Origin of the sequence: Pseudomonas cichorii (assembly GCF_018343775.1) — a bacterium.
GTDB lineage: Bacteria > Pseudomonadota > Gammaproteobacteria > Pseudomonadales > Pseudomonadaceae > Aquipseudomonas > Aquipseudomonas cichorii.
On record NZ_CP074349.1, the window covers coordinates 1,058,073 to 1,081,694 of the forward strand.

Sequence of the window (23,622 nt, forward strand, 5' to 3'; positions counted from 1 at the left end):
CCGAAGGTGCCCCACGCAAAGCCGCCATAGACGAGGCTCTTGCGTGACTAAGCTCTCAGGCTGCTAAACCCGATCACTGATGAGCAGTGACCGGCACAGCCTAGAGAGCCAAAAACGCCCACGCAAGGGGATAGGATTTTCTAGGAAACTTCACGCGGATGAAAGGGATAGGTCCGTAAGAAATGCCCTGCAATCAGGGCATTTTCGTTAGCGTAAGTAACACAGAGGACCTTAAATGCCCGCCGTCTGCTCATGGCGATCTGGTCGCCAGTGACCGCCCGTAAGAATCGGCAACTGGCTGAGGGTGACGCCATCGGTCATGGCGGTGAGGATTTTCAGGGCGCTGTCGCCTCGCTCGATGGCGATGCCGAATTGCACGCTTTCGATGAGGCGGCGCAGGCGTTCGGGGTCGTTGCGTTGGGCGGCGCTGATCAGGCGCTTGGCGACTACGCCCTTTTCGTTCGACAGTGTCAGCATGATGCTGCCATCCAGTCCCTGGATGCTCAGATTCACCCGGTAATCGGGATGAAAGGTATCGGTGATCATCTGAAAAGGATTATCCATATCGTCTACCTGTCTATGTGAACTGCATAAATTGACCGGGTATTAGTCCCTTTAGTTCTCAGTGGCTGACCATCGGCAAGTTTCTCTGGTGCTTGCTGATAGCAGGTTTTGCTGTCATCTTTCGCGTTAATGATAATTTTTCGTGTTTGAGAAGCATTGACGCATGCGCGACTTTTCCGCAGCTGATGACGACCTTGTGCCTGATCGTCGGCAGCAAATGACCGAGCTCTACAGTGACCACCATCTGTGGCTGCAAAACTGGCTGCGAAAAAAGATTGGGTGCTCGCAACGTGCTGCGGATCTGGCCCAGGACGCTTTCGTGCGTATCCTGATGCTGGCCGAACCGCTCAATCTCAAGGAGCCTCGGGCGTTTCTTGCCACCACTGCGACGCGCTTGCTGATCGATGGCACCCGGCGTCGCAAGATCGAGCGCGCCTACCTGGATGCGCTGACGCTGCATGCCGACGAGGCTTGTACGCCGAATCCCGAAGCCATTCATGTCGCGCTGCAGATGCTGGAGCGAATCGCGCAGATGCTTGACGGCTTGCCTCCCAGGCCGCGTCAGGCATTTTTGCTGCACCGCCTTGAGGGGATGACTTACAGCGAAATAGCCATTCAATTGGATGTGTCCTCCAGCATGGTCAAACAATACATGGCCAGCGTGATGGTGCATTGCTACAAGACACTGCACGGTTCGGGCCATCTCTCGTGAGCGATGTGCACGAACCCGGCGAGCGGATGATCAGCGAAGCGGCCTCCTGGCTTGCATTGATGAATGACGATGCGGTGAGCGCGGCTGATCGTGAGGCCTTTGACAGGTGGCGCGAGGCGGACCCGCGACACGCTCTGGCGCTGTCACGCATGGAGTCCTTGTGGGGCAGTTTTGATGAATTACCGGGCAAGCCGGCTCGGGTGGCATTGCGTCAGACATTCCCGCATTCGGGGGTAAAAACCTCTTATCGAGGGTTACAGGTTCTCTCGCTGTTGGGCGTTTTGATCGGCGGCTGGATGAGTGTCGAGCACCTGCCGATCTGGATGGCCGATCAGCACACGGCCATCGGTGAGCGCCGCGAATTTCTGCTTTCCGATGGCAGCGAAGTTCAGCTCAACAGCAATTCGGCGCTGGATATAAAATTCGACGGACGGCAACGCGAGGTGGAATTGTTGCGCGGCGAATTGTGGGTTCAGGTTGCAAAGGATGCACAGCGCCCATTTGTGGTGCGCACCGATCAGGGCACCATCACGGCATTGGGGACGCGCTTTGTGGTGCGCCGTGGCCCGCAAGGGACAACGGTCAGTGTGCTGGAATCTGCCATTGCGGCCAAGGCCGATAGCGCGGATGTTGTGAAAGTTGCAACCGGCCAGCAGGCCTTGCTCAAGGACGGTCTGGTTCAGATGCCGAAGCCGATAGGCAACGGCGACCCATCGGCATGGACCCGTGGCGTGCTCAAGGTCGATGACCGGCCTCTCGGCGAAGTGCTGCAAACACTGGCCGATTATCGACATGGCTTGTTGCGTTTCGATTCCAGGGCTCTGGAAGGGATACGGGTTTCGGGGCTGTTCCGCCTTGATGACACCGACGCTGCGCTTGCAGCCTTGAGCGATAACCTGCCTATCCGCGTCGAGCGCTTTACTGACCTGCTGATCGTGGTCAAACCGCTGCCCTGAAAACAGGAAGGGCGGCTCTTTTCAGGGCCGCCCTCGGTTACGCGATCAATGTGTCAGAGAGTGGAAATCAGCCCAGTCGAGCGACTTCCTTTTCCAGTTCTTTCTCAAGAAATTCTTCCTCCAGCAGGGCGTCCGGACTGACCGAATCTTCATCCTGATCTTGGGGCAGTGGTGCGCCGCCACGTTTGCTGCGCAGTTTGCCCAACAGGTGCTCAAGGGCGTGATCGAGTTTTGCGGCTGCGCCATCAACGGCCTGGTCGACGGTATCGGCCTTTTGAGTGACGGAAATCGGTTGGTGGCCTTTTGGACGTGCCTCTATCTGGCAGCGGATGTCATGTGGACCCGGCTTTTCGCCGTTTTCATCACTGAGGTGAACTTCGACGCGGGTTACATATTCGTCGTAGCGTTCGAGCGTGCTTTCAATGGTGGTACGAACCCACTCCTCCAGTCGGATACTGCTTTCGATGTGATTATCGCTATTGACCTGGATTTGCATAGTTAATCCTTATTAGGGCTTGCTCGTGTGAGGCTCATTGATCGATTTCTTGCGGAGCTCGATTTCGTTTGCGCTCAAGCACAGTGTTGGCGCCAATGAGCCAACAATTCAACCCCTAAATGGAAGAAATATTTCGCAGCAAAAATATTGTTTGAATGCAATGGATTCTCATCCAGCATCGGCCTCTTGTATGACGGTGAACATTCGCGAGGGAAGCATGAATGCTTCTGACCTTTTCGCGACTGAAGTCGCTCCGAGGTGGGGTCCCGGGAGCGACTTCATTCGCGAATGCGTTCAGCCTTTAGAATGCGACGGACGTCTGCAGATACACGGTGCGCGGTTCACCCACGTACTTGCCGCGGTTGTTGTCATCGAACGAGCGGGTGAAGTATTCGCGGTTGAAGATGTTCTTCACGCCTACCGCCACGTTCAGGTCTGACAATTGCGGGCCGAAATCATAGGCAGCGCGGGTGCTGAACAGCATGTAGCCGGGGATTTTGCCGTTGTTGCCGCTGGCGCTTTCGGCCACGGTGTTGGCATTGTCGGCGAACTGGTCGCTCTGGAACGAGCTGTCCAGGTTCAGCTTCCATGGGCCTTCGGTGTATCGCACGCCCAGAGTGCCTTTGTGTCTGGACGAGAAGGGCACACGATTGCCTTTGTTCGGGCCATCTTCGCGGATGGTTGCATCCACAAACGCATAGCTGGCGTAAACCTCGTAGGCATCCAGTGCCGGGTTCAGGTCGCTCAAGGCATAGTTGATGCTGCTCTCGATCCCCTGATGACGGGTTTCGCCGCGAGCGATGATCCGGTTGTCGGTCTGGTTGGTGTCGTACTGGTTATCGAAGTTGATCAGGAAAGCACCGATCTCTGCGCGCAGCACGCCGTCGTCATAGCGGGTGCCCAGTTCCCAGGTACGCGCCTTTTCAGGTTGGACTTCGCCGCCGTTGACGCGGTTGGGCATCTGGCTGTATTGCACGCTGCCGAACGAACCTTCGGTGTTGGCGTACAGGTTCCAGGTGTCCGTCACGTGGTAGAGCACGTTCAAGGCTGGCAGCGCGGTGTTGTAGTCGCCCTGGTATTTGACGTTGGTCTGGTTGTTGGACTGCGCCGTGTCGATCATCTCGTAGCGAATGCCGGGCGTGATGGTCCACTTGCCGATATCGATGCGGTCATCGATGTAGAACGCTTTGGCATCGGTGTAGCCACGGGTATCGCGATCTTGCGTGCTCGACGTGCTGGGCATGATTTGCGAAGCGGTGGTTTCGTTGTAGCGCACTTCGTGGCCGGATTCGTTGATGTAGCGATAGCCGATGCCCACTTCATGCCAGCTTTCGCCCAGTGCGAAACCTTGGGAGAAGCGGGTTTCAAAACCGCGTACCCAGTATTCGCGCGGTGACAGGGTGACGATGTTGCCCTGTTCCAGATAACCACTGCGCAGGGTCTTGGTGAAGAAGGTATTGGCGGTGAAAACCCGGGCGTCCTGCTCGTAGCGATAGCCGAAGTTGGCCAGCGTGCGACGGCCCCAGAACTTGTCTTTCAGGCGCGTCGATTGATACGGGTCGGCATCGTAATCCGCGACACTCAGGCCGCCGGGCATCTCGGCTTCGCCTTCGTAATACTGCGCCATGGCGTTGAGGCTGTTGGCGTCGTCGATCTGGTATTTGCCCTTGAGAATCAGGTCGTCGATCTGGGTATCGCTGTGTTCGCGCCAGTCGCTGCCGCGCACGCCGGAATACAGAATCGCGCCGCCCAGGCCATTTTCCGCCGTGCCGCCCAGCAACAGGTTGCCGGTTTTCTTGAAGCCATCTTGGGTGGAAGACGGGCTGATCTCGGTCTGCACGGAGCCCTTCATGGTGGGCTCGTCCGGGATGGCGCGGGTCACGAAGTTGACGATACCGCCGACGTTCTGCGGGCCGTAACGCACGGCACCGCCGCCACGCACGACGTCCACGGCGTCCATGTTGCCCAGGCTGATCGGCGCAAGAGACAACTGAGGCTGGCCATAAGGTGCGAATGGCACCGGAATGCCATCCATCAGGACCGTGGAGCGCGAAGCCAGGCGCGGGTTGAGGCCGCGAATGCCGAAGTTCAGCGCCATGTCGTGGCTGCCGGTGCCGTTGTTTTCCGGTGCGTTGACGCCCGGGATACGGTTGAGCACTTCGCGGGCATTGGTGGAGCCGTTACGCTCGAACTCTTCACGACGAATCACGTCACGGGCACCGGGGTGTTCGAAGACGTTGGTCTGCTGAGCTTCACCCAGCCAGTCACCGACAATGGTCGATGCGCCCAGCTCCACGGGACCGCTACCTGCCGTGCTCACCGGTTGCAGGGAGAAGCCTTGATTGCCGTCGGCCACAGCTTGCAGACCTGTGCCTTCCAGCAAGGCAGTCAGGCCTTGCTCGGGCGTGTACTGACCTTCCAGCCCACGGCTTTTCAGGCCGCTGGTGACTTGCGATCCATAGGAAATCATCACGCCGGCTTCCCGGCCAAACTGGTTCAGCGCGGTTTCGAGTTCGCTTGGGGCAATGTGATAGGCCTTGGCATCGGCAGCATGCGCCAGCGAAAGACCGCCCAACGACAGGCTCGCGCCGAAAATGATATGCCGCAGGGTGCGAACCAGAGGTGACAATTGGGGCGATCGGGTCGACATGCAGGAGTCCTTTGATCTGGAGGATTAAGAGGTGCTTTCCCTGTCTGTCACGCGAGCGCTTGAAAACGGCTCACCGGATTTGAAAAAAGTTTTGTGATAACTCACTTTGTGGGAGGCAGCTTGCTGGCGACTTCACGTACAGACGCAGAATATCTGTCGGCTTCGAGCCTTTTTCGCCAGCAAGCTGCCTCCCACAAGTGTTGTTCACACCCGAGCCTGAACACTCACCCAATACCGGGTAAAGCGCTGCACCCGGACGGGCAGGGTGACTTCCAGCATGTCGAGGATGCGTTCGCTGTCCGCCAGCGGGTAACTGCCGGAAATCAGCAGGTTGGCGACCTTGGCATCGCAGTTGAGTCGCCCGCGACGGTAGCGGCCCAGTTCGGCCAGGAAATCCGTCAGCTTCATGTGCGAGGCGACCAGCATGCCTTCGGCCCAGGCTCCGGTGCTGGCGTCTGTCGGGCGTACCGAGTCCCAGGCGTCGCGGCTGAAGGTCACTTGCTGTCTGGCCTGTAACCGCAATGGCGGACCGACATGGGCGTCGGGGCTGATTTCGAGTGAGCCGTCCAGCACGGCCAGTTGCGTGCGGCCGTCCAGTTGCCGCAGGTTGAAACGACTGGCCGCGGTCGAGGCGTGTACGGTGCCTTGGGCGGTCAGCAGGTTCAGTGGGCGTGAGTCGGCAACTGCCGTCATCAGGATTTCGCCTTGCAGCAACTTGATAAACCGCTGCCCGGCATCGAAGCGCACATCCAGGGCGCTGGCGGTATTGAGTTGCACCTGTGTGCCGTCGCTCAGTGTTTCCTTGCGTTGTTCGCCCACGCCGCTGCGCAGGTCGGCCAGCAAGGGTTGCAAGGCGATCTGATCACGCAATCCCCAGCCTGCCGCCGAACCAGCGCCCAACAGAAGCAAGAGCTTGAGTGCCTGACGGCGACCGGCGGAGGACGGTGCATTGAGCGCCGCATGGGCCAGGGGCGAGGACAACCCGCTCAAGCGTTGGTTGACCCGCTGGATGTGCGCCCAGGCACGCTGGTGTTCGCTATTGCCATTGAGCCACTGCTGCCAGGCATGCTGGCGACGGGAATCCAGGCCGCCTTCCTGCATTTCGATCATCCAGCTCACTGCCTGCCTGGCCACGGCTGGGGAAATGTCTGACTTGTTCAGGGATTCGGTATTCAGGTTCATAGGGCGAAGTAGCAGCGCAGCGCGGCCTTGTTCAGATGACGCTTGACCGTCGCGATGGAGATGCCCAGTTGCGAGGCGATTTCGCCATGGCTCAGGCCATCGACCTGAGAAAGCAGGAAGGCACGTTTGACCGCACTCGGCAGGCCGTCCAGCAACTGGTCCAGTTCCACCAGAGTTTGCAGGATGATCGCCCGGTCTTCCTCGGAAGGTGCCACGCATTCCGGCAGCTCGGCCAGGGCCTGGTAATAGGCGCGCTCCAGATCCTGGCGTCTGTAGTGATTGCACAGCACCCGCTTGGCGATGGTGGTCAGAAAGGCCCGAGGCTCGATGATCTGGGTCGTATCGCGGGCCAGTATCACTTTGACGAAGGTGTCCTGAGCCAGATCCGCCGCACTGTGCGGGCAGCCGAGCCTGCGCCGCAGCCAGGTCGTTAGCCAGGAATGGTGATCCTGGTACAGACCTTCGACGGTATGACTGAGAGCGGGCTGGGCGGTGTGCATCACGTAGAAAAATCCACGGGGACTCATTGAGGGCGTCGATTCTGTCAGACTCTTTTGCATATGAGAATATTTATCATTAATATTGCGCTTTATTCTTGTGCCTGGGTGCGAACTTTCTGCCCGGCGGTCTGGTGACAGGGTCCTTGTCATGCCAGCTCACGCTTTTTCATTGCCTTTCAAGATCGGGTAAAGGTTCTCGGATGCACGGTTCAGCCCTCAATAGCCCAGCGGTCAATAAACGTCCTGCGAAAAATACCGGTGTCTCGGTTTCCTACCGGCTGGCGGTGGCTTCCCGCGCGCTGGCGGCGATCTTTGCAGGCTATCTGCTGGCTTCCGTGACCAGCATCTGTGTCGCCCAGTGGTTGCCGGTCCCTCGGGCCGAAGCCGTTATCACGGGCATGATGCTTTCGTTTCTGGTGTATCTGGTGGCCGTGCTCTGGTGCTTTGCCTGCCGCACGGCCATGCAGGCGTGGGTGGGCGTGTTATTGCCCTGCGCAATTCTGGGCGTCGCCTATGCCTGTGGCCGGTGGTTGTCATGAAGGAGGGTTTTCGTCAGGCCATGGCCTGGCTGCACACCTGGGTCGGGCTGGTGTTCGGCTGGCTGCTGTTCGCGATTTTCCTGACCGGGACGCTTTCCTACTTCAAGGATGAGATCACCCAATGGATGCAGCCCGAGATTGCTGCCCGTCCTGTGAATGCCGAGGCCAATATCCGGCTGGCGCAAAGCTACCTGCAACAACACGCGGCGGGCGCCACGCGCTGGTTCATCAATATGCCGGACGAGCGCTCGCCGGGTCTGATGGTGGGCTGGCTGCCGGAAGGCAAGCCCGGTCAGCGCAACAACTTTGTCCGCAAGGTTCTGGACACTCAGACCGGCGCTCCGGTGCAGGCGCGGGAAACACGGGGCGGCGACTTCTTCTATCGCTTCCATTACCAGTTGCAGATGCCGCACCCCTGGGGCCGCTGGCTGGCGACCATTGCGGCGATGGTGATGTTCGTGACGCTGGTGACCGGCATCATCGTGCACAAGAAGATCTTCAAGGAGTTCTTCACCTTCCGGCCACGCAAGGGCCAGCGTTCCTGGCTGGATGGCCATAACGCTCTGGGCGTGCTGGTGCTGCCGTTTCATCTGATGATTACCTACAGCAGTCTGGTGATCTTCATGTCGATGGTGATGCCCGCCAGCATCCTGACCAGCTACGGCACTGTGCAGGCTTTCTACAACGAAGTATTCCCCGGTTCGAACATGCCAGGGCCTGACGGCAAACCTGCCGAGTTGCTGCCCCTTGCTCCGCTTCTGGCCTCGGCCAGCGAGCGCTGGAATGGCGATCAGGTGGGGCGCGTGGTGGTCAACAATCCTGGCGACAGCAATGCTTCGGTGCTGCTAACCCGTGACGACAAAGGCAGCATCACGCCGGATCGCGGTGGCGCGCTGACCTTCAATGGCGTGAGCGGTGCCCTGCAGAACGAAACCCCGTCACGGCCCGTGCCGATGCTGATTTCCAGCGGCATGTATGGCCTGCACGTCGGTCACTTTGCCGGGCCGACCCTGCGCTGGCTGTACTTCATTTTCGGCGTGGCCGGGACCGCGATGATCGGCACCGGGCTGGTCATGTGGCTGGGCAAGCGCCGCCTCAAACATGCCAAGGCCGGCGTGCTGCCTTTCGAGTTGCGTCTGGTCGAGGTGCTGAACATCGCCAGCATGTCGGGCCTGATGCTCGCGGTGGCGGCGTTCTTCTGGGCCAATCGCGTTCTGCCGGTCGGGTTGGCCGGGCGTGCAGGATGGGAAGTGAATGTGTTCTTTATCGTCTGGGGCCTGTCGATGCTGCATGCCGTGCTGCGCAACGGCCAGAGCGCCTGGCGCGAGCAACTGGGGCTGGGTGCACTGATGTTCATCGGCTTGCCGGTGCTCGATCTGCTGACCGACGGCCATTACCTGATGGCCGCGTTGCAACAGGGAAGCTGGGTGCTGCCGGCCTTTGACCTGACGGCGCTGGGTACCGGCCTGTTTCTCGGCTGGGCCGCGCTGAAGTTCAGGGCTGAGCGTGCCGATAAGCCGGTGCGCAAGAGCGCTGGCGCTTCGGCCATTGCGGTCAGCCATCAGGAGGCCAGTTGATGTTGCTGGCGGCGGTGTTCTGCTACATCGGTTTCACGGCCTTGTGCCTGTCCATGTCCCGGCATTACGGCGAGTTGCTGAGCGGTCCTCTGACCCCTCGGCGCAGTCGGTTGCTCAAGCTTGCTGGCTGGTTGTTTCTGGCGGTTTCTTCAGCCGTTGCAGTCAATGATGCCGGTTGGGGTGTAGGCTTGGCGCAGTGGTTTGCAGTATTGATGGGCAGCGCGGTGCTGCTGGTTTTTCTGATGCCTTTCAAGCCTCGCTGGGTCGTGAAGCTGGCCGGTTTCGGGCTGGTGCTTTGCCCTTTTGCTGCTTTTGATCTGTTGCCCGTTTAAGTGATCGTGATGATGCCCCCTGAACCCGACCTGCCCGATACAGGCCCTGACGCCGAGCCCTTGGCGGCGAAGGGTGGGCGTGCGCATTTTCTGCAGGTGTTTTTGTCCCAGCGTCCCCAGATGGAGGCGCTGGTCAGCCGTCGCGTGGGCTGCCGGGCAACAGCTGCGGATCTGGTGCAAGACCTGTTCGTGCGTTTCTGGCGTCGTCCTCTGGTGCAGGTCGAAGAGCTGAGCACTTATCTGCTGCGCTGTGCAGGCAATATCGCCATCGACCATCTGCGCAGCGAAGGCGTGCGTAGCCGCATCAGCGAAAGCCTTGAAACCGGGCCGGACGAAAGCAGCAACGACCCTCGCGCCGCGCTGGAGGCGAACAACGATTTGCGCCACGTCGAGGCTGCCTTGCGCGGCTTGCCCGAGCGGACTCGACAGATTTTCCTTCTCAACCGCATTCACGGTCGCAAGTACGCAGAGATTGCCAAAGCCATGGAGCTTTCCCAAAGCGCTGTGGAAAAACATATGATGCGCGCTTTGCAAGCCTGCAAGGCGAGCCTGGAACAGGACTCGGCAGGCACCGCCCGAACGAAGCCTGGAGACGCTCGTCGATGAAAGCGCCGCCCGCCGTGCAGAATGCCACGACCCCGGAAGAAGCCGCACTGGCCTGGTTAAGTGTGTTGCACGATCAGCCCGATTACGCCGACCAACTGGCGTTCAGCCAATGGCTGCAAGCCGACCCGGCCCATGTGCAAGCCTATGGCAAGGCCCAGGTGTTGTGGGAGTTGAGCGAAGCGCCGGCGGCCCGGCTTGCCAGTGAAGACGCCGTTGCGCTGTACGCCTTGTTGCGGGCGATGGATGCACCGCCGCCGCGTCGTAACCTGCAACGCTGGTCGGTGGGGCTGGCGATGGCCGCTTGCCTGACGTTGATGATTGCCATGGGCGCAGGCTGGCAGCCGCAGCGCTGGGCCGATGATTTCGGCGCGGATTACGTGTCGGCTCCCGGCCAGGTCCGCACCGTGACGCTGGCCGATAATTCCCAGGTCACGCTGGATGCCGACAGTGCCATTGCCGTAAATTTCAGCCGTGGCGAACGTCATGTGCAGCTACGACGCGGCGCTGCTTTTTTCAAGGTGACTCACACCGGCGAGCCGTTCGTGGTTGATGCCCATACCGGCGAAACCCGCGTGCTGGGCACCCAGTTTGAAGTCCGGCTGGAACCGGAAGGCGCGCAGGTGACGGTGTTGTCCGGGCGTGTCGGAGTCAAGGCGGCAGGTGGGCTTGAGCAGCGGATTCTGGAAGCGGGTCAGCAAGTGGCCTACGACCAGACGACCACCTCGGCCCCCAAAGGCATCGACAGTGAAAGCCTGCTGGCGTGGCGACAAGGCTGGCTGAATTACTACCGGACACCTCTGGCCGAGGTCATCGACGACCTGAGTCGTTATTACCCCGGCCGCATTGTGCTGCTCAACGATCAACTGGCCGCCAAGCGCATCAGCGGCAGCTTCCCCAGCAAGGACCCGCAGGCTGTCCTGAACGCTTTGCAGTCGGTGGTGGGGTTCGAGACTTACAGCATGCTGGACCGGGTCATTGTTCTGCGCTGAGTCGATGGCAGACAGGCGATCCTCCATGGAGCGAATTTCATGGCGGCGAGGCGCACGGCAATGAGCGGCTGGCTGAGTAGAACGCTGTTCGTGGTGGTGGGCGTCTGTGTTCAAAGCGCAGTCTGTGCCGCGCAACAGACTTTCGATTTCTCTATCCCGGCCAAGCCCTTGCCGCAGGCCTTGAGCGAGTTCAGTCGCGTCACCGGCCTGAGCGTGATCTACACCCAGGATGCGCCTTACCGCATCGACGCCCCAACACTTCGCGGACGCTTCAGTGCCGAACAGGCATTGGGCACTTTGCTGCGCGATTCCGGCCTGGCCTGGCGCCGGGCCAGCGAGCAGGCGTTTACCCTGGAAACCCTGAAGCCCGAAGCGGGCACCCTCAGCCTGGCGGCCACCCACATCGATTCCCGGCTGGCGGAGCGCGGTCTTTATCAGCCGCCCTCCAGTAGCTCGGTGCTGCGCTCGTCGGCCCCTTTACTGGAGACACCCCAGAGCATCGACATCGTCCCGCAACAGGTGCTGCGCGATCAGGCGCCGCGCAACCTTGATGATGCCTTGAGCGCCATCAGCGGCGTTACCCAGGGCAACACACTGGGCAGCACTCAGGACACACTGATGAAGCGCGGTTTTGGCGACAACCGCGACGGTTCGATCATGCGCAACAGCATGCCGGTGGTGCAGGGCCGTAACCTGAACGCTACCGCTGAACGTGTAGAAATCCTCAAGGGCCCGGCGAGCCTGCTCTACGGAATCCAGGACCCCGGCGGCGTCATCAACGTGGTCAGCAAACAGCCGCAATTACAGGCCGCCAATAGCCTGACAGCTCGTGGCTCCAGCTATGGCTCGGGCAAAAACGGCAGTGGCGTGACGCTGGACAGTACCGGCCCCGTGGGTGATTCGGCGCTGGCCTGGCGGATGATTGTCGATCATCAGGACGAGGATTACTGGCGCAATTTCGGCACCCATCGCGAGTCGCTGGTCGCGCCGTCACTGGCCTGGTACGGCGAAGACACTCAATGGGTGGCGGCTTATGAACATCGGGAATTTCTCTATCCATTCGATCGCGGTACTGCCATCGACCCGGTGACCAATCATCCTCTGGACATTCCGGCCACACGTCGCCTGGACGAGCCGTTCAACAACATGGAAGGGCGCTCGGACCTTTATCGCTTCGAGGCCGATCATGATTTCAACGAGCGCTGGAAAGGACACCTCGGCTACAGCTACAACCGCGAAACCTACGATGCCAGCCAGGTGCGGGTCACGGCAGTCAATGCAGCCAATGGCACCCTGACTCGCTCCATGGACGGCACCTCCGGCGCGCTGGCCACCGACCGCTACACCGTCCTGACCCTCGCGGGCGATGTGCAGTGGGCGGGCCTGCGCCATGAACTGCTCATGGGCCTGGATGACGAGTACCGCAAGGTCTATCGCTCGGATCTGATCCGTCAGCGCAGCCTGACCACTTTCAGTTACCTCAACCCGGTTTACGGGCAGGAAGTTGAAGGCACTGCGGTCAGTGAGCCGGACAGTGCCCAGAGCGATATTCTGCGCAGCAACTCGCTGTTTCTGCAGGACTCGGTTCACCTGAACGAACAGTGGATTCTGGTGGCTGGCGCACGCTTCATGACCTTTGATCAGGTGGCGGGCAGGGGCCGGCCTTTCAGCGTCAACACCGACACCAACGGCAGTCAGTGGATACCTCGCGCCGGCCTGGTCTATCGCTACACCGATCAGTTGTCGTTTTATGGCAGCTACAGCGAATCCTTCAAACCCAACTCCAGCATCGCGCCGCTGACCGGTGGCTACGTGCTGGATTCCGGGACCTTGCCCGAGCAGGCCAAAGCCTGGGAGCTGGGTGCCAAATGGGATGTGCCGGGCGCCTTCAGCGCAACCGTGGCGCTCTACGACATCCAGAAGCGCAATGTGCTGGTGGCCAACTACGATGCGGTCACTGCCAGCACCGTGTACAGCTCGGCGGGGGAAGTTCGTTCGCGTGGGCTGGAGCTGGACCTGAGCGGTCAGTTGAGCGAACGCTGGAGCCTGATCGGCGGGTATGCCTTTACCGATGCCCGCGTGCAGGAAGACCCGTTGCTCAAGGGTAAACACTTGCAGAATGTCGCCCGCCACAGCGGCTCGTTGTCGGCGGTTTATGACGTGGGCAGCGTACTGGGCGGCGACCGCTTGCGGCTGGGGGCCGGTGCGCATTATGTGGGGGAAAGGGCGGGCAACCCGCTCAACGATTTCAACCTGCCGGCCTACACCGTCGCCGATGCCTTCGCGACTTACGACACCCGGTTGGACGGGCAGAAAGTCAGGTTCCAGCTTAATGTCAAAAACCTGTTCGATCGTACTTACTACACTTCAAGCGTGAACCGCTATTTCGTCTCTATGGGGGATTCGCGGCAGGTGCAGATATCTACGACGCTGGAGTTTTAACACCTTCCCTAGGAGCGAATTCATTCGCGAAAATGGTTTTTCGCGAATGAATTCGCTCCTACGCGGTGAGGGCTTGTCGATATTCTCCGGGTGTTGCCCCGATGGCCTGGCGAAACCGGTTGCTGAAATGGCTGGCACTGGCAAAGCCGCAGGCCAGGGCAATGTCGCTCAGTGGCTGTGCGGTATGGCGCAGGAGGTGACGGGCATGGGACAAGCGGCGGGCCAGCAGGTATTGATGCGGCGGCAGGCCAAAGCTCTCCCGGAACATGCGGGCGAAATGGTATTCGGACAGCGCACAGAGCCCGGCCAGTTGCCCGAGGCTCAGCGGGTCGGCCAGATGCATCTCGATGAAGTCCACCAGTTGACGACGCAGATGCGGGGCCAGCCCGCCTTTGAGACGCAAACCCTCACGCAGCCCCACCTGACCGAGCAGTGCATGGCTGAGCATTTCATGGGCCAGGCTGCTGGTGAGCAAACGCTCGGCAGGCTCGGCCCAGTTCATCCTGATCAGTTTTTGAAAGCGCCCGGCCTGCTCGGCATCCTCGACAAAAGTTTTCTCTTGTAGCTGCATCTCCCGAGGCTCGCGATCAAGGAGGGTGATGCAACCCAGCGCGAACTGCTCCGGGCTGACATACAAATGCGCCAGGCGAATCTCGCCATTGATGACCCAGGCCGACTCATGTCCGGCTGGCAGTGTGCAGAGTTTGCCGGGTGAACCTTTCTGATCGGGTTTGTCACGACGGAAGGTGCCTGTGCCGTCAGCGATGTAACACGACAGCGTGTGGTGGGTGGGTGCGTGATATTCCTGTGAGTCGTGCCGGTTTTGCCACAGTGCAGCCGTCAATCCATCGCCCAGCACGGCACTCTGCTCCAGCCGGGCATGGGGCGAGCTGTTCAAGGCCTGAAAGACATGTATGGATTCAATGGGTGGCATGGCGACTCCTCCAAGCCTTGCATCCTACGCGTGTGCGATAAAGCTGCCATCACCTTGACGATCAAATGCGCAAGATTGTGCAAGCGAGGCTCAGGGCGTGGCAGCAGACTCAAGGCTCATTGAGGAGCTGCGTCATGAACATCTCGCTGTATCTGCTGACTGTCCTGATCTGGGGAACGACCTGGATTGCCCTGAAACTGCAACTGGGCGATGTCGCGATCCCGGTGTCGATTCTCTATCGCTTCGCACTGGCGGCCTTGATCCTGTTCGTGCTGCTCCTGCTCAGCGGGAAGCTGCAACCGGTCAACCGTCGCGGACAGTTGATCTGTCTGGTGCAAGGCTTGTGCCTGTTTTGCATCAACTTCATGTGTTTCTACACGGCCAGCCAATGGATCCCCAGCGGCCTGATCGCCGTGGTGTTCTCGACCGCGACCTTATGGAATGCGCTCAATGCTCGGATATTCTTCAAGCAGAAAGTGGCGCGTAACGTACTGGCTGGCGGTGCAATGGGTTTGACGGGGCTTGCGTGCCTGTTCTGGCCTGAGCTGTCGAACCACGATGCCAGTCGCGAAACCTTCATCGGTCTTGGTCTGGCGCTGCTGGGAACCCTGTGCTTTTCGGCGGGCAACATGCTGTCGAGCCTGCAACAGAAAGCCGGGTTGCGACCCTTGACCACCAATGCCTGGGGGATGCTCTACGGGGCGACAATACTGGGCGTGTATTGCCTGTTCATCGGTGCGCCGCTTGCCTTTGAATGGAACGCGCGCTACATCGGCTCGCTGCTGTATCTGGTCATACCCGGCTCGGTCATCGGTTTCACGGCCTACCTGACGCTGGTCGGGCGCATGGGGCCAGAGCGTGCGGCGTATTGCACCGTGCTGTTTCCGGTGGTGGCGTTGAATATTTCGGCGTGGGTCGAAGGCTACCAATGGACCTTGCCCGCATTGTTCGGGCTGGCATTGGTGATGCTGGGGAATGTGCTGGTGTTCAGGAAGCCGAAAGAGATTTCGCAAAAAGATTCATTGGTATACCCGAACGCCCCGCTTCGCGACTGAATTCGCTCCTACGGTAGGAGCGAATTCAGTCGCGAAAAGGGTATTAACCCTTCCAGACCTGCGGATTGACCAGATCCTGCGGACGCTCACCCAGCAGCGCGCTGCGCAGGTTGTTGTAAGCACGATCTGCCATGGCCTGACGGGTTTCGTGGGTCGCCGAGCCGATGTGCGGCAGGGTCACGGCATTGCTCAGGCTGAACAGCAGCGATTCGCTCAGCGGTTCTTTCTCGTACACATCCAGACCGGCACCGCGAATCGTGCCGTTCTGCAAGGCTTCGATCAGCGCCGGCTCATCAACGATAGGACCGCGTGCGATGTTGATGAGGATTGCACCTGGCTTCATCAGCGACAGTTCGCGACGGCCGATCAGGTGACGGGTCTTCTCGCTCAACGGCACCACCAGGCAGACGAAATCCGACTCGGCCAGCAATTGATCCAGCGTGCGAAATTGCGCGCCCAATTCCTGCTCGACCTGGCTCTTGCGGCTGTTGCCGCTGTACAGGATCGGCATGTTGAAACCCAGGCGACCACGACGGGCAATGGCTGCGCCGATATTGCCCATGCCGACGATACCCAGCGTCTTGCCATGCACATCGGTGCCGAAGTGAGGGGCTTCGATGCTGCGCTTCCAGTTGCCTGCCTTGGTCCAGGCATCCAGCTCCGCGACGCGGCGGGCGCTGCTCATGATCAGCGAAAAGCCCAGGTCCGCCGTGCTTTCGGTCAGCACGTCCGGGGTATTGGTGAGCAGGATGCCGCGCTCGCTCAGGTAGCCGACATCGTAGTTGTCGTAGCCCACCGAAATACTCGATACCACTTCCAGCTTCGTCGCCCCTTCAAGCTGCTCGCGCCCCAGCTTGCGGCCTGCGCCGATCATGCCGTGGGACGCTGGCAATGCTTCGTTGAACTGGGCATTGAGATCGCCCAGTTTCGGGTCGGGCACGATCACATTGAAGTCTTGCGACAGGCGTTCGGCCATTTCAGGGGAGACACGGCTAAAGGCGAGTACGGTTTTTTTCATTGTGGGAGTCACTCTTGAGCGGTTGAATGAGTAGCACGCTAACATTCTTGCCCGTCCTTGGGCACCCGTCAGGCCAGTGATTTCATCGAATGAATGTGCAGATCGGCTTCGTCGGCGGCGAGAATTTCAGGCAGTGAACCGCGCAGGTATTCGACCCAGGTCTTGATCTTCGCATCCAGATACTGACGTGACGGGTAGATGGCGTAGAGATTCAGCTCCTGGGAGCGGTAGTCGGGCAGGACCCGCATCAAGGTGCCGTTGCGCAGCCCGTCGATGGCCGAGTAGATCGGCAGGATGCCGATGCCCATGCCGCTGGAAATCGCGGTCTGCATGGCGTCTGCGGAATTGACCAGTAGCGGCGAGCTGTTGATGGTGACCGTTTCCTGGCCCTGGGGGCCGTCGAATGCCCATTTCTCCAGCGGGAACACCGGGCTGACCAGACGCAGGCAGGCATGGTTCAGCAAGTCGGCTGGGGTGTAGGCCATGCCGAAGTTCTTGATGTAGGCCGGCGAGGCGCAAACGATGCTGTAAGTGATGCCCAGGCGCTGCGACACGAAACCCGAATCCGGCAGCTCGCTGGCCAGCACGATGGACACGTCGTAACCGTCTTCGAGCAGGTCCGGCACGCGGCTGGTCAGGGTCAGGTCGAAGGACACATCCGGATGGCTCTGGCGATAGCGGGCGATGGCATCAATCACGTAATGCTGGCCGACACCGGGCATCGAATGCATTTTGAGCTGGCCGGTAGGCCGGGCATGGGCATCGCTGGCTTCGGCTTCCGCTTCTTCCACGGACGCCAGAATCTGTTCGCAGCGCAGCAGGTAGCGTTTGCCGGCTTCGGTCAGGGCGATACGGCGGGTCGTGCGGTTGAGCAGGCGTGTCTGCAGATGCGCCTCGAGGTTCGAGACGGCACGCGACACGTTGGCAGTCGTGGTGTCCAGTTGTGCTGCGGCCGCCGTAAAGCTGCCCGCTTGCGCCACACAACAGAAGGCGCGCATGTTTTGCAGAGTATCCATGGGCAGTTCTCGGAAGACATGGCAAATTGTGACATGAAGTTACTAGCACATGGCAAGGGATTATCCCCGTTTCTGTAATAAAGAATCACACTTTAGCCAGCTTATCGCCGTCCCGGCCGCCCCCTAGAATCGCGCCACTCAATAGCGCTTCATTTCCAGTCGGGAACTCGCAGCTGTGCCGCGTCGCATCATTTGGGGCTTCAGGCTCCTCAGTGTCTGGGTTGTATCGTTAACTATCAGCGGCTGTATCGGAACCGACGGAATCACCTCACAAGGCAGGGCATTGCCCCTCGACAGCCTGGCCACCGATCAGGCTATCCAGAGCGCTGCCATGGACGCCAACTGGCCTGACGCTCAGTGGTGGCGTGCCTATGGCGACCCCCAGTTGAACCGCTGGATAGCGCTGGCAACTCAGGGCAGTCCGAGCCTGGCGATGGCTGCCGCGCGCGTGCGTCAGGCAAAGGCGCTGGCCGGGATTGCCGAATCCGCCGAAGGTCTGCATGTCGACAGCAGTGCCAATCTGGCTCGTCATGACTGGCCGACCGATCAATTCTATGGGCCTGGCGAACTGGCCAATACTCGCACCTGGGACAACAATGCATCGCTGGGTTTGAGTTACGCCCTCGATCTTTGGGGCCGCGAAAGCAACGCCAGCGAACAAGCGCTTGACTTGGCGCACATGAGTGCGGCCGAGCAACGTCAGGCCCAACTTGAATTGCAGGAAAATATCGTCCGCGCCTATATCCAGCTGGCTCTGCACTACGCCCGGCTGGATATCGTCGAAGCCACGCTGGCCCAGCAGAAGCAGATTCTCGATCTGGCCCAGCGTCGTTTGAAAGGCGGCATCGGTACGCATTTCGAGGTCAGCCAGGCCGAAACACCTCTGCCGGAAACCCATCGGCAAATCGACGAGCTGGAAGAAGCCATTGCGCTGGAGCGTAATCAACTGGCCGTTCTGGCGGGCAAGGGGCCGGGTGAGGGCGCTGGGCTGCTACGCCCGAGCCTGTCGCTGCACACCGCACTCAAACTGCCTTCGGCATTGCCTGCGCAACTGCTGGGCCAGCGCCCGGATGTGGTTGCCAGCCGCTGGCGTGTCGAGGCGCAGGCGCGTGGAGTCGATGTGGCGCATGCGGGTTTCTATCCCAACGTCGATCTTGTCGGCAGCCTTGGCTATATGGCCACGGGCGGCGGGATGCTGGAGTTTCTGACCGGCAGCAAGCTCAGCTATAAAGCCGGCCCGGCAATCAGCCTGCCGATCTTCGACGGTGGACGCCTGCGAGCGGAGCTGGGCCAGGCCGTGGCGGGTTATGACCTGGCCGTGGCCCATTACAACCAGACACTGGTGATGGCCCTCAAAAGCATTTCCGATCAGTTGATCCGCCGTGCCTCCATGGACAAGCAGCAGGTGTTCGCCGCCGAGTCCGTCGCGGCAGCCCAGAAGACCTATGACATTGCCTTGATCGCCTATCAGCGCGGCCTGACCGACTACCTGAACGTGCTCAATGCCCAGACGCTGTTGTTTCGTCAGCAACAGATTCAGCAGCAGATCGAAGCCGCTCGCCTGAGTGTGTACGCCGGGCTGGTGGTGGCGCTGGGCGGCGGGCTTCCTGATGAATAAAACCTCACCTCGTGGGAGCGGATCGGGCGGCGCTCCGCTTATCTGCGAAGACAGTATTCCAGACGCTACATCTTCAGCAGGCTTACCGGGGCCTTCGCGAATGAATTCGCTCCTACGGCTTCTGGTGCGAGAGCTCAATAGTTGGGCGCGTAGCGACGGGGTCACCTGGATCTATATCTTCAAGGTGTTGATTGCCGCGTTCCTCACTTACTGGCTGGCGTTGCGCCTGGAGTTGCCTCAACCGCGCACGGCCATGATCACTGTGTTCATCGTCATGCAGCCACAGAGCGGGCATGTGTTTGCCAAGAGCTTCTACCGTCTGCTCGGCACGTTGGCGGGTTCGGCCATGATGGTGCTGCTGATGGCCTTGTTCGCACAGAACTCGGTGCCGTTTCTGGGGTGCCTGGCGCTGTGGGTCGGGATCTGTTCGGCAGGCGCGGCCCGTTATCGCAACTTTCGGGCATACGGTTTTGTGCTGGCGGGCTACACGGCGGCAATGGTCGGCCTGCCTGCGCTGGCTCACCCGGAAGGTTCGTTCATGGCAGCAGTCTGGCGGGTGCTGGAAATCGCCTTGGGCATTGTCTGCTCCACCGCTGTGACGGCGGCGATTCTGCCGCAGAGTTCCGGCGCTGCGATGCGCAACGCGCTGTACCAGCGCTTCGGTGTGTTCGCTCGCTTTGTCGCGGACGGCCTGCGCGGCGTCAGCGAGCGGACGGCCTTTGAAACCGGCAACGTGCGGTTTGTCGCTGAAGCCATCGGCCTGGAAGGGCTGCGCAGCGTGACGGTATTCGAGGACCCGCACATGCGGCGTCGCAACGGGCGACTCAATCGCCTGAACAGCGAGTTCATGGCAATCACTACCCGCTTCAATGCCCTGCATCAATTGCTTGAACGCCTGCGAGCCGATCCGCTGAATGGCGTCATGCCCCGTGTCGATCCCGGCCTCGATATGCTGGCCCGATTGCTCGATACCTTTGCCGACCGGTCCCTGACCATTGGCGATGCTGCGGTGCTGGTGCAGCAACTGGAAACCTTCAAGGCCGAACTGCCCGACCTGGTGCGCAGCCTGCGTGCCGAGCTTGAACAGAGCGGGCCGGATGAAGCCGGGCTGCTGGATTTTCATACGGCTTTCGAGCTGCTGTATCGCCTGGTCAACGATCTGCATGACTACGCCCAGACCCATGCCTCCCTGGCCGATCACAACCATGTGCGCGAGCAGTGGGAAGAGTCGTTTGTGCCGCGTACCAGCTGGATGACCGCGCTGGCAGCCGGTGTGCGGGCGAGCACTGTCGTGGCGTTGCTGAGTGCTTACTGGGTGCTCACGGCCTGGCCCAGCGGCGCGATCATGACCCTGGCGTCTGCTGCGACCGTTGCCTTGTCATCCACCACCAACAACCCGCGGCGCATGTCGTTCCAGATGGCATGCGGCACCTTGCTGGGCGCGATACTGGGGTTTGTCGAAACCTTCTTCATCTTCCCGCACATCGATGGCTTTCCATTGCTGTGCATGGTTCTGGCTCCGGTATTGGTGGTCGGCACCTTTCTGGCTTCACGCCCTCAATGGGCCGGCTACGGGCTGGGCCTGCTGATCTTTTTCAGTATCGGCTCGGTGCCGGACAACCTCACGCTCTACAACCCCTACACCTTTATCAACGACTACATCGCCATGGTCATCGGCATGCTGTTCTGTGCCGCCGCTGGCGCAATCATCCTGCCGCCCAACAGCCGCTGGATGTGGGAGCGCCTGGAAGATGCCTTGCGTCGCCAAGTGGTATTCGCCATCAGCGCGCCTCTGCCGCGCCTGGGTTCCAGCTTTGAAAGTCAGACCCGGGACCTGATGCATCAGGCCTATGGCCTGGCGATCGGCAGGCCCGAAGTGCAGCGTGAACTGCTGCACTGGATGTTCACGGTGCTGGAAATCGGTCACGCGATTATCGAGCTGCGCCGGGAGCAGGCCGTTCTGCCGATCCATCCCAGCTACGCCGAGTATCAGTCCTGGCGTATTGCGATCCGGGTCATGGGGCGAGCGTTGATACGCCTGTTCATCCAGCCCGATGCCAGCAATCTGCAGCGCTGTCTGATGGCTGTCGATCACGCCATCAGCCAAGTGCAACTGACCGATGAGCCTTTTGCCTCGCACTTCGACACCTCGGTGCTGCGTCGGGTCAAAAGCTACCTGCATTTCATCCGCACCTCGCTGCTGGACCCGCAGTCGCCACTGGCCGTGCATGGCCGTCCACAAGGAGTCGCCCATGCCTCGTGAAATCGCCTTTCACGGCCTGTACATGCCGACCATCACCCTGATGTTCCTGATTGCGTTGGTGCTGGCCTGGGCGCTGGACCGGTTGCTGGCCGGGTTCGACCTGTACCGACATTTCTGGCACCCGGCGCTGCTGCGCCTGAGTCTGTTCACCTGCATTTTCGGCGCCCTGGCGCTGCCTTTTTATCGCTGACACCCGGTTCGAGAACCTCTGGATGAAAAAGCTCTTCAGTCTGATCGCCACCTTGCTGGTCCTGGCACTGGCCATCTTCATCGGCCGCACCTTGTGGGTTCACTACATGGAAACACCCTGGACCCGCGATGGCCGGGTGCGCGCCGATATCATCAACGTTGCTGCCGAAGTGTCCGGCACCGTAATCGATGTACCGGTACGTGATAACCAGCAGGTGAAAAAGGGCGACCTGCTGATGCAGATCGACCCCGAGCACTACCGGATTGCCGTCAAGGAGGCACAAGCCTTACTGGCCTCGCGCAAGGCCACCTGGGAGATGCGCAAACTCAACGCCAAACGCCGCGCCGACATGGACAACCTGGTGGTATCCACCGAAAGCCGCGACGACGCCAGCAACATCGCCACCTCGGCCCTGGCCGATTACCAGTTGGCCCAGGCGCGTCTGGAAGCAGCCGAACTTAACCTGTCCCGCACCCGCGTGCTGGCGTCCGTGGACGGATACGTCACCAACCTAAACGTCCATCGCGGCGACTACGCCCGTGCGGGCGAAGCGAAAATGGCCGTGGTCGACATGCACTCGTTCTGGGTCTACGGCTTCTTTGAAGAAACCAAATTGCCCCATGTGCATATGAATGACCCGGCCGAAATGCAATTGATGAGCGGCGAAGTGCTCAAGGGCCATGTCGAAAGCATCGCCCGCGGCATCTACGACCGCGACAACCCTCAAAGCCGCGAACTCATCGCCGACGTCAACCCGACCTTCAACTGGGTCCGCCTGGCCCAGCGCGTGCCGGTGCGAATCCATCTGGACCAGGTGCCTGATGGCCTGCTGCTGGCGGCGGGGATGACGTGTACGGTGGTTGTTGCGCCTGGGTTTTAGGAATTTGCGAAGAGTCGCGTCCAAAGTGGGAGGGGGCTTGCCCGCGACAGGGCCGTGAATATTTATCCACAGCCCTGGCGTTATTGCTCAGGCATTCTGTGATTCTTCTGCCTTTGACTCGCTCAGGTTGGCCTTGAAATACGTCATGAAGTCCTGCCCTTGAGCAAAGGCTTTTTCGAGGTCGGCACTTTGCTGTTTGAGGGCCGGGCTTGGTGTAGCACGCTGTTCAGGAGGCAGAGGTTTTGACCACTCGGCAATCGAGTCGGGCAGGGCTTTCATGCTGTAGCGCTGGTCCCATGCGGCGATCCAGTAGGGTAAACGCCACAGGGTGATGAAGTGGCTCAAGTACCACCAGCCGACGCCCAGTATGGAGCGTTCCTTGTGCTGGTATTCCTCGCGCATGTCTTCGCGTTCCTTGTCGAAGGTATGAGAGCCTTCGTGGGTAGCCTTGCCGGGGCAGAAATCCGGGCCTTTTTCCATGTAGACGCGAATGGCTTCCCACTTGGCCAGCCCATGAGTCGGTGTCATGACTACTTGCCTGAGAAAATGCACCTTGTCATTTTTCGGATCGTCGATAGCCATGCCAAAGGTGTAACTGCTCATCACGCCCACCCCGGTAAAACCGGTGCTAACCGACACCCAGGCGACGGTGTCTTCCCAGGGTTGAATGACTGGTTTATCGGAGCCGTCCGGGAAGTAACAGACTTCCCGGCGTTGACGGTTGAAGCGTATCGGGCGGGTGCGGGCTTTAGCGCGTGTGGTGCTGACAACGGCGTATATACCAATGAGTGCTACCGCACCTCCTCCCAAGAGTGAAATCCATAGTCCGAGGGCAAAGAAGTCACTGAAGTAATACCAAAACGTTCTGCCAAAGGGGTTGTTAAGTGTTAACAATCCCACTGAGGTGGGAAGTATGAGGACACTCATGATGATCACAAGCATGGGCATCATTACACACAATCGAGCCTGATAAGACTTGCCTTGATTGCTACTTCCCACGTCCAGATAGACATCGTTGACCTCAAGAAAGCTTCCCCCAAGATCCATTGGGGGTTGTCCGGTAGGCACGGGAAGTGGTGACATAAACACACTTTCGCCGGTAG

The 23,622-nt window shown here is 60.0% G+C and carries 22 protein-coding genes; 13 read left to right on the plus strand and 9 right to left on the minus strand.

Going from position 1 to position 23,622, the window contains the following annotated elements; all coding sequences use genetic code 11:
• Positions 1–231 precede the first annotated feature (231 nt).
• Entirely contained in the window at positions 232–564 is a 333-nt protein-coding gene (locus tag KGD89_RS04795) for a DUF3509 domain-containing protein (RefSeq protein WP_025258677.1), read from the minus strand.
• A gap of 163 nt (positions 565–727) precedes the next feature.
• Here KGD89_RS04795 and KGD89_RS04800 point away from each other — a divergent pair, with 163 nt between their 5' ends.
• On the plus strand, positions 728–1,276 hold the full coding sequence (locus KGD89_RS04800) for a sigma-70 family RNA polymerase sigma factor (protein ID WP_025258678.1): 549 nt from the start codon (positions 728–730) through the stop codon (positions 1,274–1,276).
• Positions 1,273–2,232: a FecR family protein gene (locus tag KGD89_RS04805; protein WP_025258679.1), complete on the plus strand. Its 960-nt coding sequence runs from the start codon at positions 1,273–1,275 to the stop codon at positions 2,230–2,232. Before KGD89_RS04800 ends, KGD89_RS04805 begins: the two co-directional genes overlap by 4 nt.
• 67 nt (positions 2,233–2,299) lie before the next feature.
• Here KGD89_RS04805 and KGD89_RS04810 read toward each other — a convergent pair whose 3' ends face one another.
• The 4 genes from KGD89_RS04810 to KGD89_RS04825 form a co-directional block, all read right to left on the minus strand.
• Positions 2,300–2,728 carry an HPF/RaiA family ribosome-associated protein gene (locus KGD89_RS04810; protein WP_025258680.1) on the minus strand — a complete coding sequence of 143 codons (429 nt, stop codon included), beginning with the start codon at positions 2,726–2,728 and terminating at the stop codon, positions 2,300–2,302.
• Between the two features lie 301 nt (positions 2,729–3,029).
• Positions 3,030–5,378: a TonB-dependent Fe(3+) dicitrate receptor FecA gene (fecA, locus tag KGD89_RS04815; protein WP_025258681.1), complete on the minus strand. Its 2,349-nt coding sequence runs from the start codon at positions 5,376–5,378 to the stop codon at positions 3,030–3,032.
• Positions 5,379–5,582: 204 nt separating this feature from the next.
• A complete protein-coding gene (locus KGD89_RS04820) occupies positions 5,583–6,560 on the minus strand; it encodes a FecR domain-containing protein (RefSeq protein ID WP_025258682.1) in 978 nt (325 codons plus the stop codon).
• Positions 6,557–7,060 carry a sigma-70 family RNA polymerase sigma factor gene (locus KGD89_RS04825; protein ID WP_025258683.1) on the minus strand — a complete coding sequence of 168 codons (504 nt, stop codon included), beginning with the start codon at positions 7,058–7,060 and terminating at the stop codon, positions 6,557–6,559. The genes KGD89_RS04820 and KGD89_RS04825 overlap by 4 nt, the downstream gene beginning before the upstream one ends.
• 200 nt (positions 7,061–7,260) lie before the next feature.
• On the opposite strand from KGD89_RS04825, the gene KGD89_RS04830 reads away from it, so the two are divergent.
• Genes KGD89_RS04830 through KGD89_RS04855 form a run of 6 tightly spaced genes read left to right on the plus strand, consistent with a single transcriptional unit; the run spans position 7,261 to position 13,545 of the window.
• Positions 7,261–7,599 (plus strand): DUF3649 domain-containing protein, encoded by a 339-nt coding sequence (locus KGD89_RS04830; protein ID WP_025258684.1) that lies wholly within the window; start codon positions 7,261–7,263, stop codon positions 7,597–7,599.
• A gap of 20 nt (positions 7,600–7,619) precedes the next feature.
• Positions 7,620–9,176 (plus strand): PepSY-associated TM helix domain-containing protein, encoded by a 1,557-nt coding sequence (locus KGD89_RS04835; RefSeq protein ID WP_025258685.1) that lies wholly within the window; start codon positions 7,620–7,622, stop codon positions 9,174–9,176.
• Positions 9,176–9,508, plus strand: a complete 333-nt coding sequence (locus KGD89_RS04840; protein ID WP_025258686.1) for a DUF3325 domain-containing protein — start codon at positions 9,176–9,178, stop codon at positions 9,506–9,508. The genes KGD89_RS04835 and KGD89_RS04840 overlap by 1 nt, the downstream gene beginning before the upstream one ends.
• 12 nt (positions 9,509–9,520) lie before the next feature.
• Positions 9,521–10,114: an RNA polymerase sigma factor gene (locus tag KGD89_RS04845; protein ID WP_074569143.1), complete on the plus strand. Its 594-nt coding sequence runs from the start codon at positions 9,521–9,523 to the stop codon at positions 10,112–10,114.
• The gene (locus KGD89_RS04850; RefSeq protein WP_025258688.1) at positions 10,111–11,103 is read left to right on the plus strand and encodes a FecR family protein; all 993 of its coding nucleotides are present in this window, start codon (positions 10,111–10,113) and stop codon (positions 11,101–11,103) included. The genes KGD89_RS04845 and KGD89_RS04850 overlap by 4 nt, the downstream gene beginning before the upstream one ends.
• Before the next feature lie 60 nt (positions 11,104–11,163).
• The gene (locus KGD89_RS04855; protein ID WP_236250104.1) at positions 11,164–13,545 is read left to right on the plus strand and encodes a TonB-dependent siderophore receptor; all 2,382 of its coding nucleotides are present in this window, start codon (positions 11,164–11,166) and stop codon (positions 13,543–13,545) included.
• A 58-nt stretch (positions 13,546–13,603) separates the two neighbouring features.
• Here KGD89_RS04855 and KGD89_RS04860 read toward each other — a convergent pair whose 3' ends face one another.
• On the minus strand, positions 13,604–14,479 hold the full coding sequence (locus KGD89_RS04860) for a helix-turn-helix domain-containing protein (RefSeq protein ID WP_025258690.1): 876 nt from the start codon (positions 14,477–14,479) through the stop codon (positions 13,604–13,606).
• Positions 14,480–14,613: 134 nt separating this feature from the next.
• Between KGD89_RS04860 and KGD89_RS04865 the strand changes: the two genes are divergently transcribed.
• Positions 14,614–15,534 (plus strand): DMT family transporter, encoded by a 921-nt coding sequence (locus tag KGD89_RS04865; protein ID WP_025258691.1) that lies wholly within the window; start codon positions 14,614–14,616, stop codon positions 15,532–15,534.
• Positions 15,535–15,577: 43 nt separating this feature from the next.
• Here the strand turns inward: KGD89_RS04865 and KGD89_RS04870 are convergent, their stop codons facing one another.
• Positions 15,578–16,552 carry a 2-hydroxyacid dehydrogenase gene (locus KGD89_RS04870; RefSeq protein ID WP_025258692.1) on the minus strand — a complete coding sequence of 325 codons (975 nt, stop codon included), beginning with the start codon at positions 16,550–16,552 and terminating at the stop codon, positions 15,578–15,580.
• 68 nt (positions 16,553–16,620) lie between these two features.
• The gene (locus KGD89_RS04875; protein WP_025258693.1) at positions 16,621–17,568 is read right to left on the minus strand and encodes a LysR family transcriptional regulator; all 948 of its coding nucleotides are present in this window, start codon (positions 17,566–17,568) and stop codon (positions 16,621–16,623) included.
• 175 nt (positions 17,569–17,743) lie between these two features.
• Here KGD89_RS04875 and KGD89_RS04880 point away from each other — a divergent pair, with 175 nt between their 5' ends.
• The 4 genes from KGD89_RS04880 to KGD89_RS04895 all read left to right on the plus strand — a co-directional run bounded on the left by KGD89_RS04880 (position 17,744) and on the right by KGD89_RS04895 (position 22,519).
• Positions 17,744–19,186: an efflux transporter outer membrane subunit gene (locus KGD89_RS04880; RefSeq protein ID WP_038399753.1), complete on the plus strand. Its 1,443-nt coding sequence runs from the start codon at positions 17,744–17,746 to the stop codon at positions 19,184–19,186.
• Positions 19,187–19,286: 100 nt separating this feature from the next.
• On the plus strand, positions 19,287–21,449 hold the full coding sequence (locus KGD89_RS04885; protein WP_025258694.1) for an FUSC family protein: 2,163 nt from the start codon (positions 19,287–19,289) through the stop codon (positions 21,447–21,449).
• Complete coding sequence (locus KGD89_RS04890) at positions 21,439–21,639, plus strand: DUF1656 domain-containing protein (RefSeq protein ID WP_025258695.1); 201 nt, start codon at positions 21,439–21,441, stop codon at positions 21,637–21,639. The genes KGD89_RS04885 and KGD89_RS04890 overlap by 11 nt, the downstream gene beginning before the upstream one ends.
• Positions 21,640–21,661: 22 nt before the next feature.
• Complete coding sequence (locus tag KGD89_RS04895) at positions 21,662–22,519, plus strand: efflux RND transporter periplasmic adaptor subunit (protein ID WP_025258696.1); 858 nt, start codon at positions 21,662–21,664, stop codon at positions 22,517–22,519.
• 87 nt (positions 22,520–22,606) lie between these two features.
• Here the strand turns inward: KGD89_RS04895 and KGD89_RS04900 are convergent, their stop codons facing one another.
• Entirely contained in the window at positions 22,607–23,329 is a 723-nt protein-coding gene (locus tag KGD89_RS04900; protein WP_319025682.1) for a DUF6708 domain-containing protein, read from the minus strand.
• Positions 23,330–23,622 lie beyond the last annotated feature (293 nt).

Excerpts from the sequence above, each read along its gene's own strand:
- KGD89_RS04795 (WP_025258677.1), bottom strand. The coding sequence starts at position 564 with ATGGATAATCCTTTTCAGATGATCACCGATACCTTTCATCCCGATTAC.
- KGD89_RS04800 (WP_025258678.1), top strand. The coding sequence starts at position 728 with ATGCGCGACTTTTCCGCAGCTGATGACGACCTTGTGCCTGATCGTCGG.
- KGD89_RS04810 (WP_025258680.1), bottom strand. The coding sequence starts at position 2,728 with ATGCAAATCCAGGTCAATAGCGATAATCACATCGAAAGCAGTATCCGA.
- fecA (WP_025258681.1), bottom strand. The coding sequence starts at position 5,378 with ATGTCGACCCGATCGCCCCAATTGTCACCTCTGGTTCGCACCCTGCGG.
- KGD89_RS04820 (WP_025258682.1), bottom strand. The coding sequence starts at position 6,560 with ATGAACCTGAATACCGAATCCCTGAACAAGTCAGACATTTCCCCAGCC.
- KGD89_RS04825 (WP_025258683.1), bottom strand. The coding sequence starts at position 7,060 with ATGCACACCGCCCAGCCCGCTCTCAGTCATACCGTCGAAGGTCTGTAC.
- KGD89_RS04830 (WP_025258684.1), top strand. The coding sequence starts at position 7,261 with ATGCACGGTTCAGCCCTCAATAGCCCAGCGGTCAATAAACGTCCTGCG.
- KGD89_RS04835 (WP_025258685.1), top strand. The coding sequence starts at position 7,620 with ATGGCCTGGCTGCACACCTGGGTCGGGCTGGTGTTCGGCTGGCTGCTG.
- KGD89_RS04840 (WP_025258686.1), top strand. The coding sequence starts at position 9,176 with ATGTTGCTGGCGGCGGTGTTCTGCTACATCGGTTTCACGGCCTTGTGC.
- KGD89_RS04845 (WP_074569143.1), top strand. The coding sequence starts at position 9,521 with ATGCCCCCTGAACCCGACCTGCCCGATACAGGCCCTGACGCCGAGCCC.
- KGD89_RS04850 (WP_025258688.1), top strand. The coding sequence starts at position 10,111 with ATGAAAGCGCCGCCCGCCGTGCAGAATGCCACGACCCCGGAAGAAGCC.
- KGD89_RS04855 (WP_236250104.1), top strand. The coding sequence starts at position 11,164 with ATGAGCGGCTGGCTGAGTAGAACGCTGTTCGTGGTGGTGGGCGTCTGT.
- KGD89_RS04860 (WP_025258690.1), bottom strand. The coding sequence starts at position 14,479 with ATGCCACCCATTGAATCCATACATGTCTTTCAGGCCTTGAACAGCTCG.
- KGD89_RS04865 (WP_025258691.1), top strand. The coding sequence starts at position 14,614 with ATGAACATCTCGCTGTATCTGCTGACTGTCCTGATCTGGGGAACGACC.
- KGD89_RS04870 (WP_025258692.1), bottom strand. The coding sequence starts at position 16,552 with ATGAAAAAAACCGTACTCGCCTTTAGCCGTGTCTCCCCTGAAATGGCC.
- KGD89_RS04875 (WP_025258693.1), bottom strand. The coding sequence starts at position 17,568 with ATGGATACTCTGCAAAACATGCGCGCCTTCTGTTGTGTGGCGCAAGCG.
- KGD89_RS04885 (WP_025258694.1), top strand. The coding sequence starts at position 19,287 with ATGAATTCGCTCCTACGGCTTCTGGTGCGAGAGCTCAATAGTTGGGCG.
- KGD89_RS04890 (WP_025258695.1), top strand. The coding sequence starts at position 21,439 with ATGCCTCGTGAAATCGCCTTTCACGGCCTGTACATGCCGACCATCACC.
- KGD89_RS04895 (WP_025258696.1), top strand. The coding sequence starts at position 21,662 with ATGAAAAAGCTCTTCAGTCTGATCGCCACCTTGCTGGTCCTGGCACTG.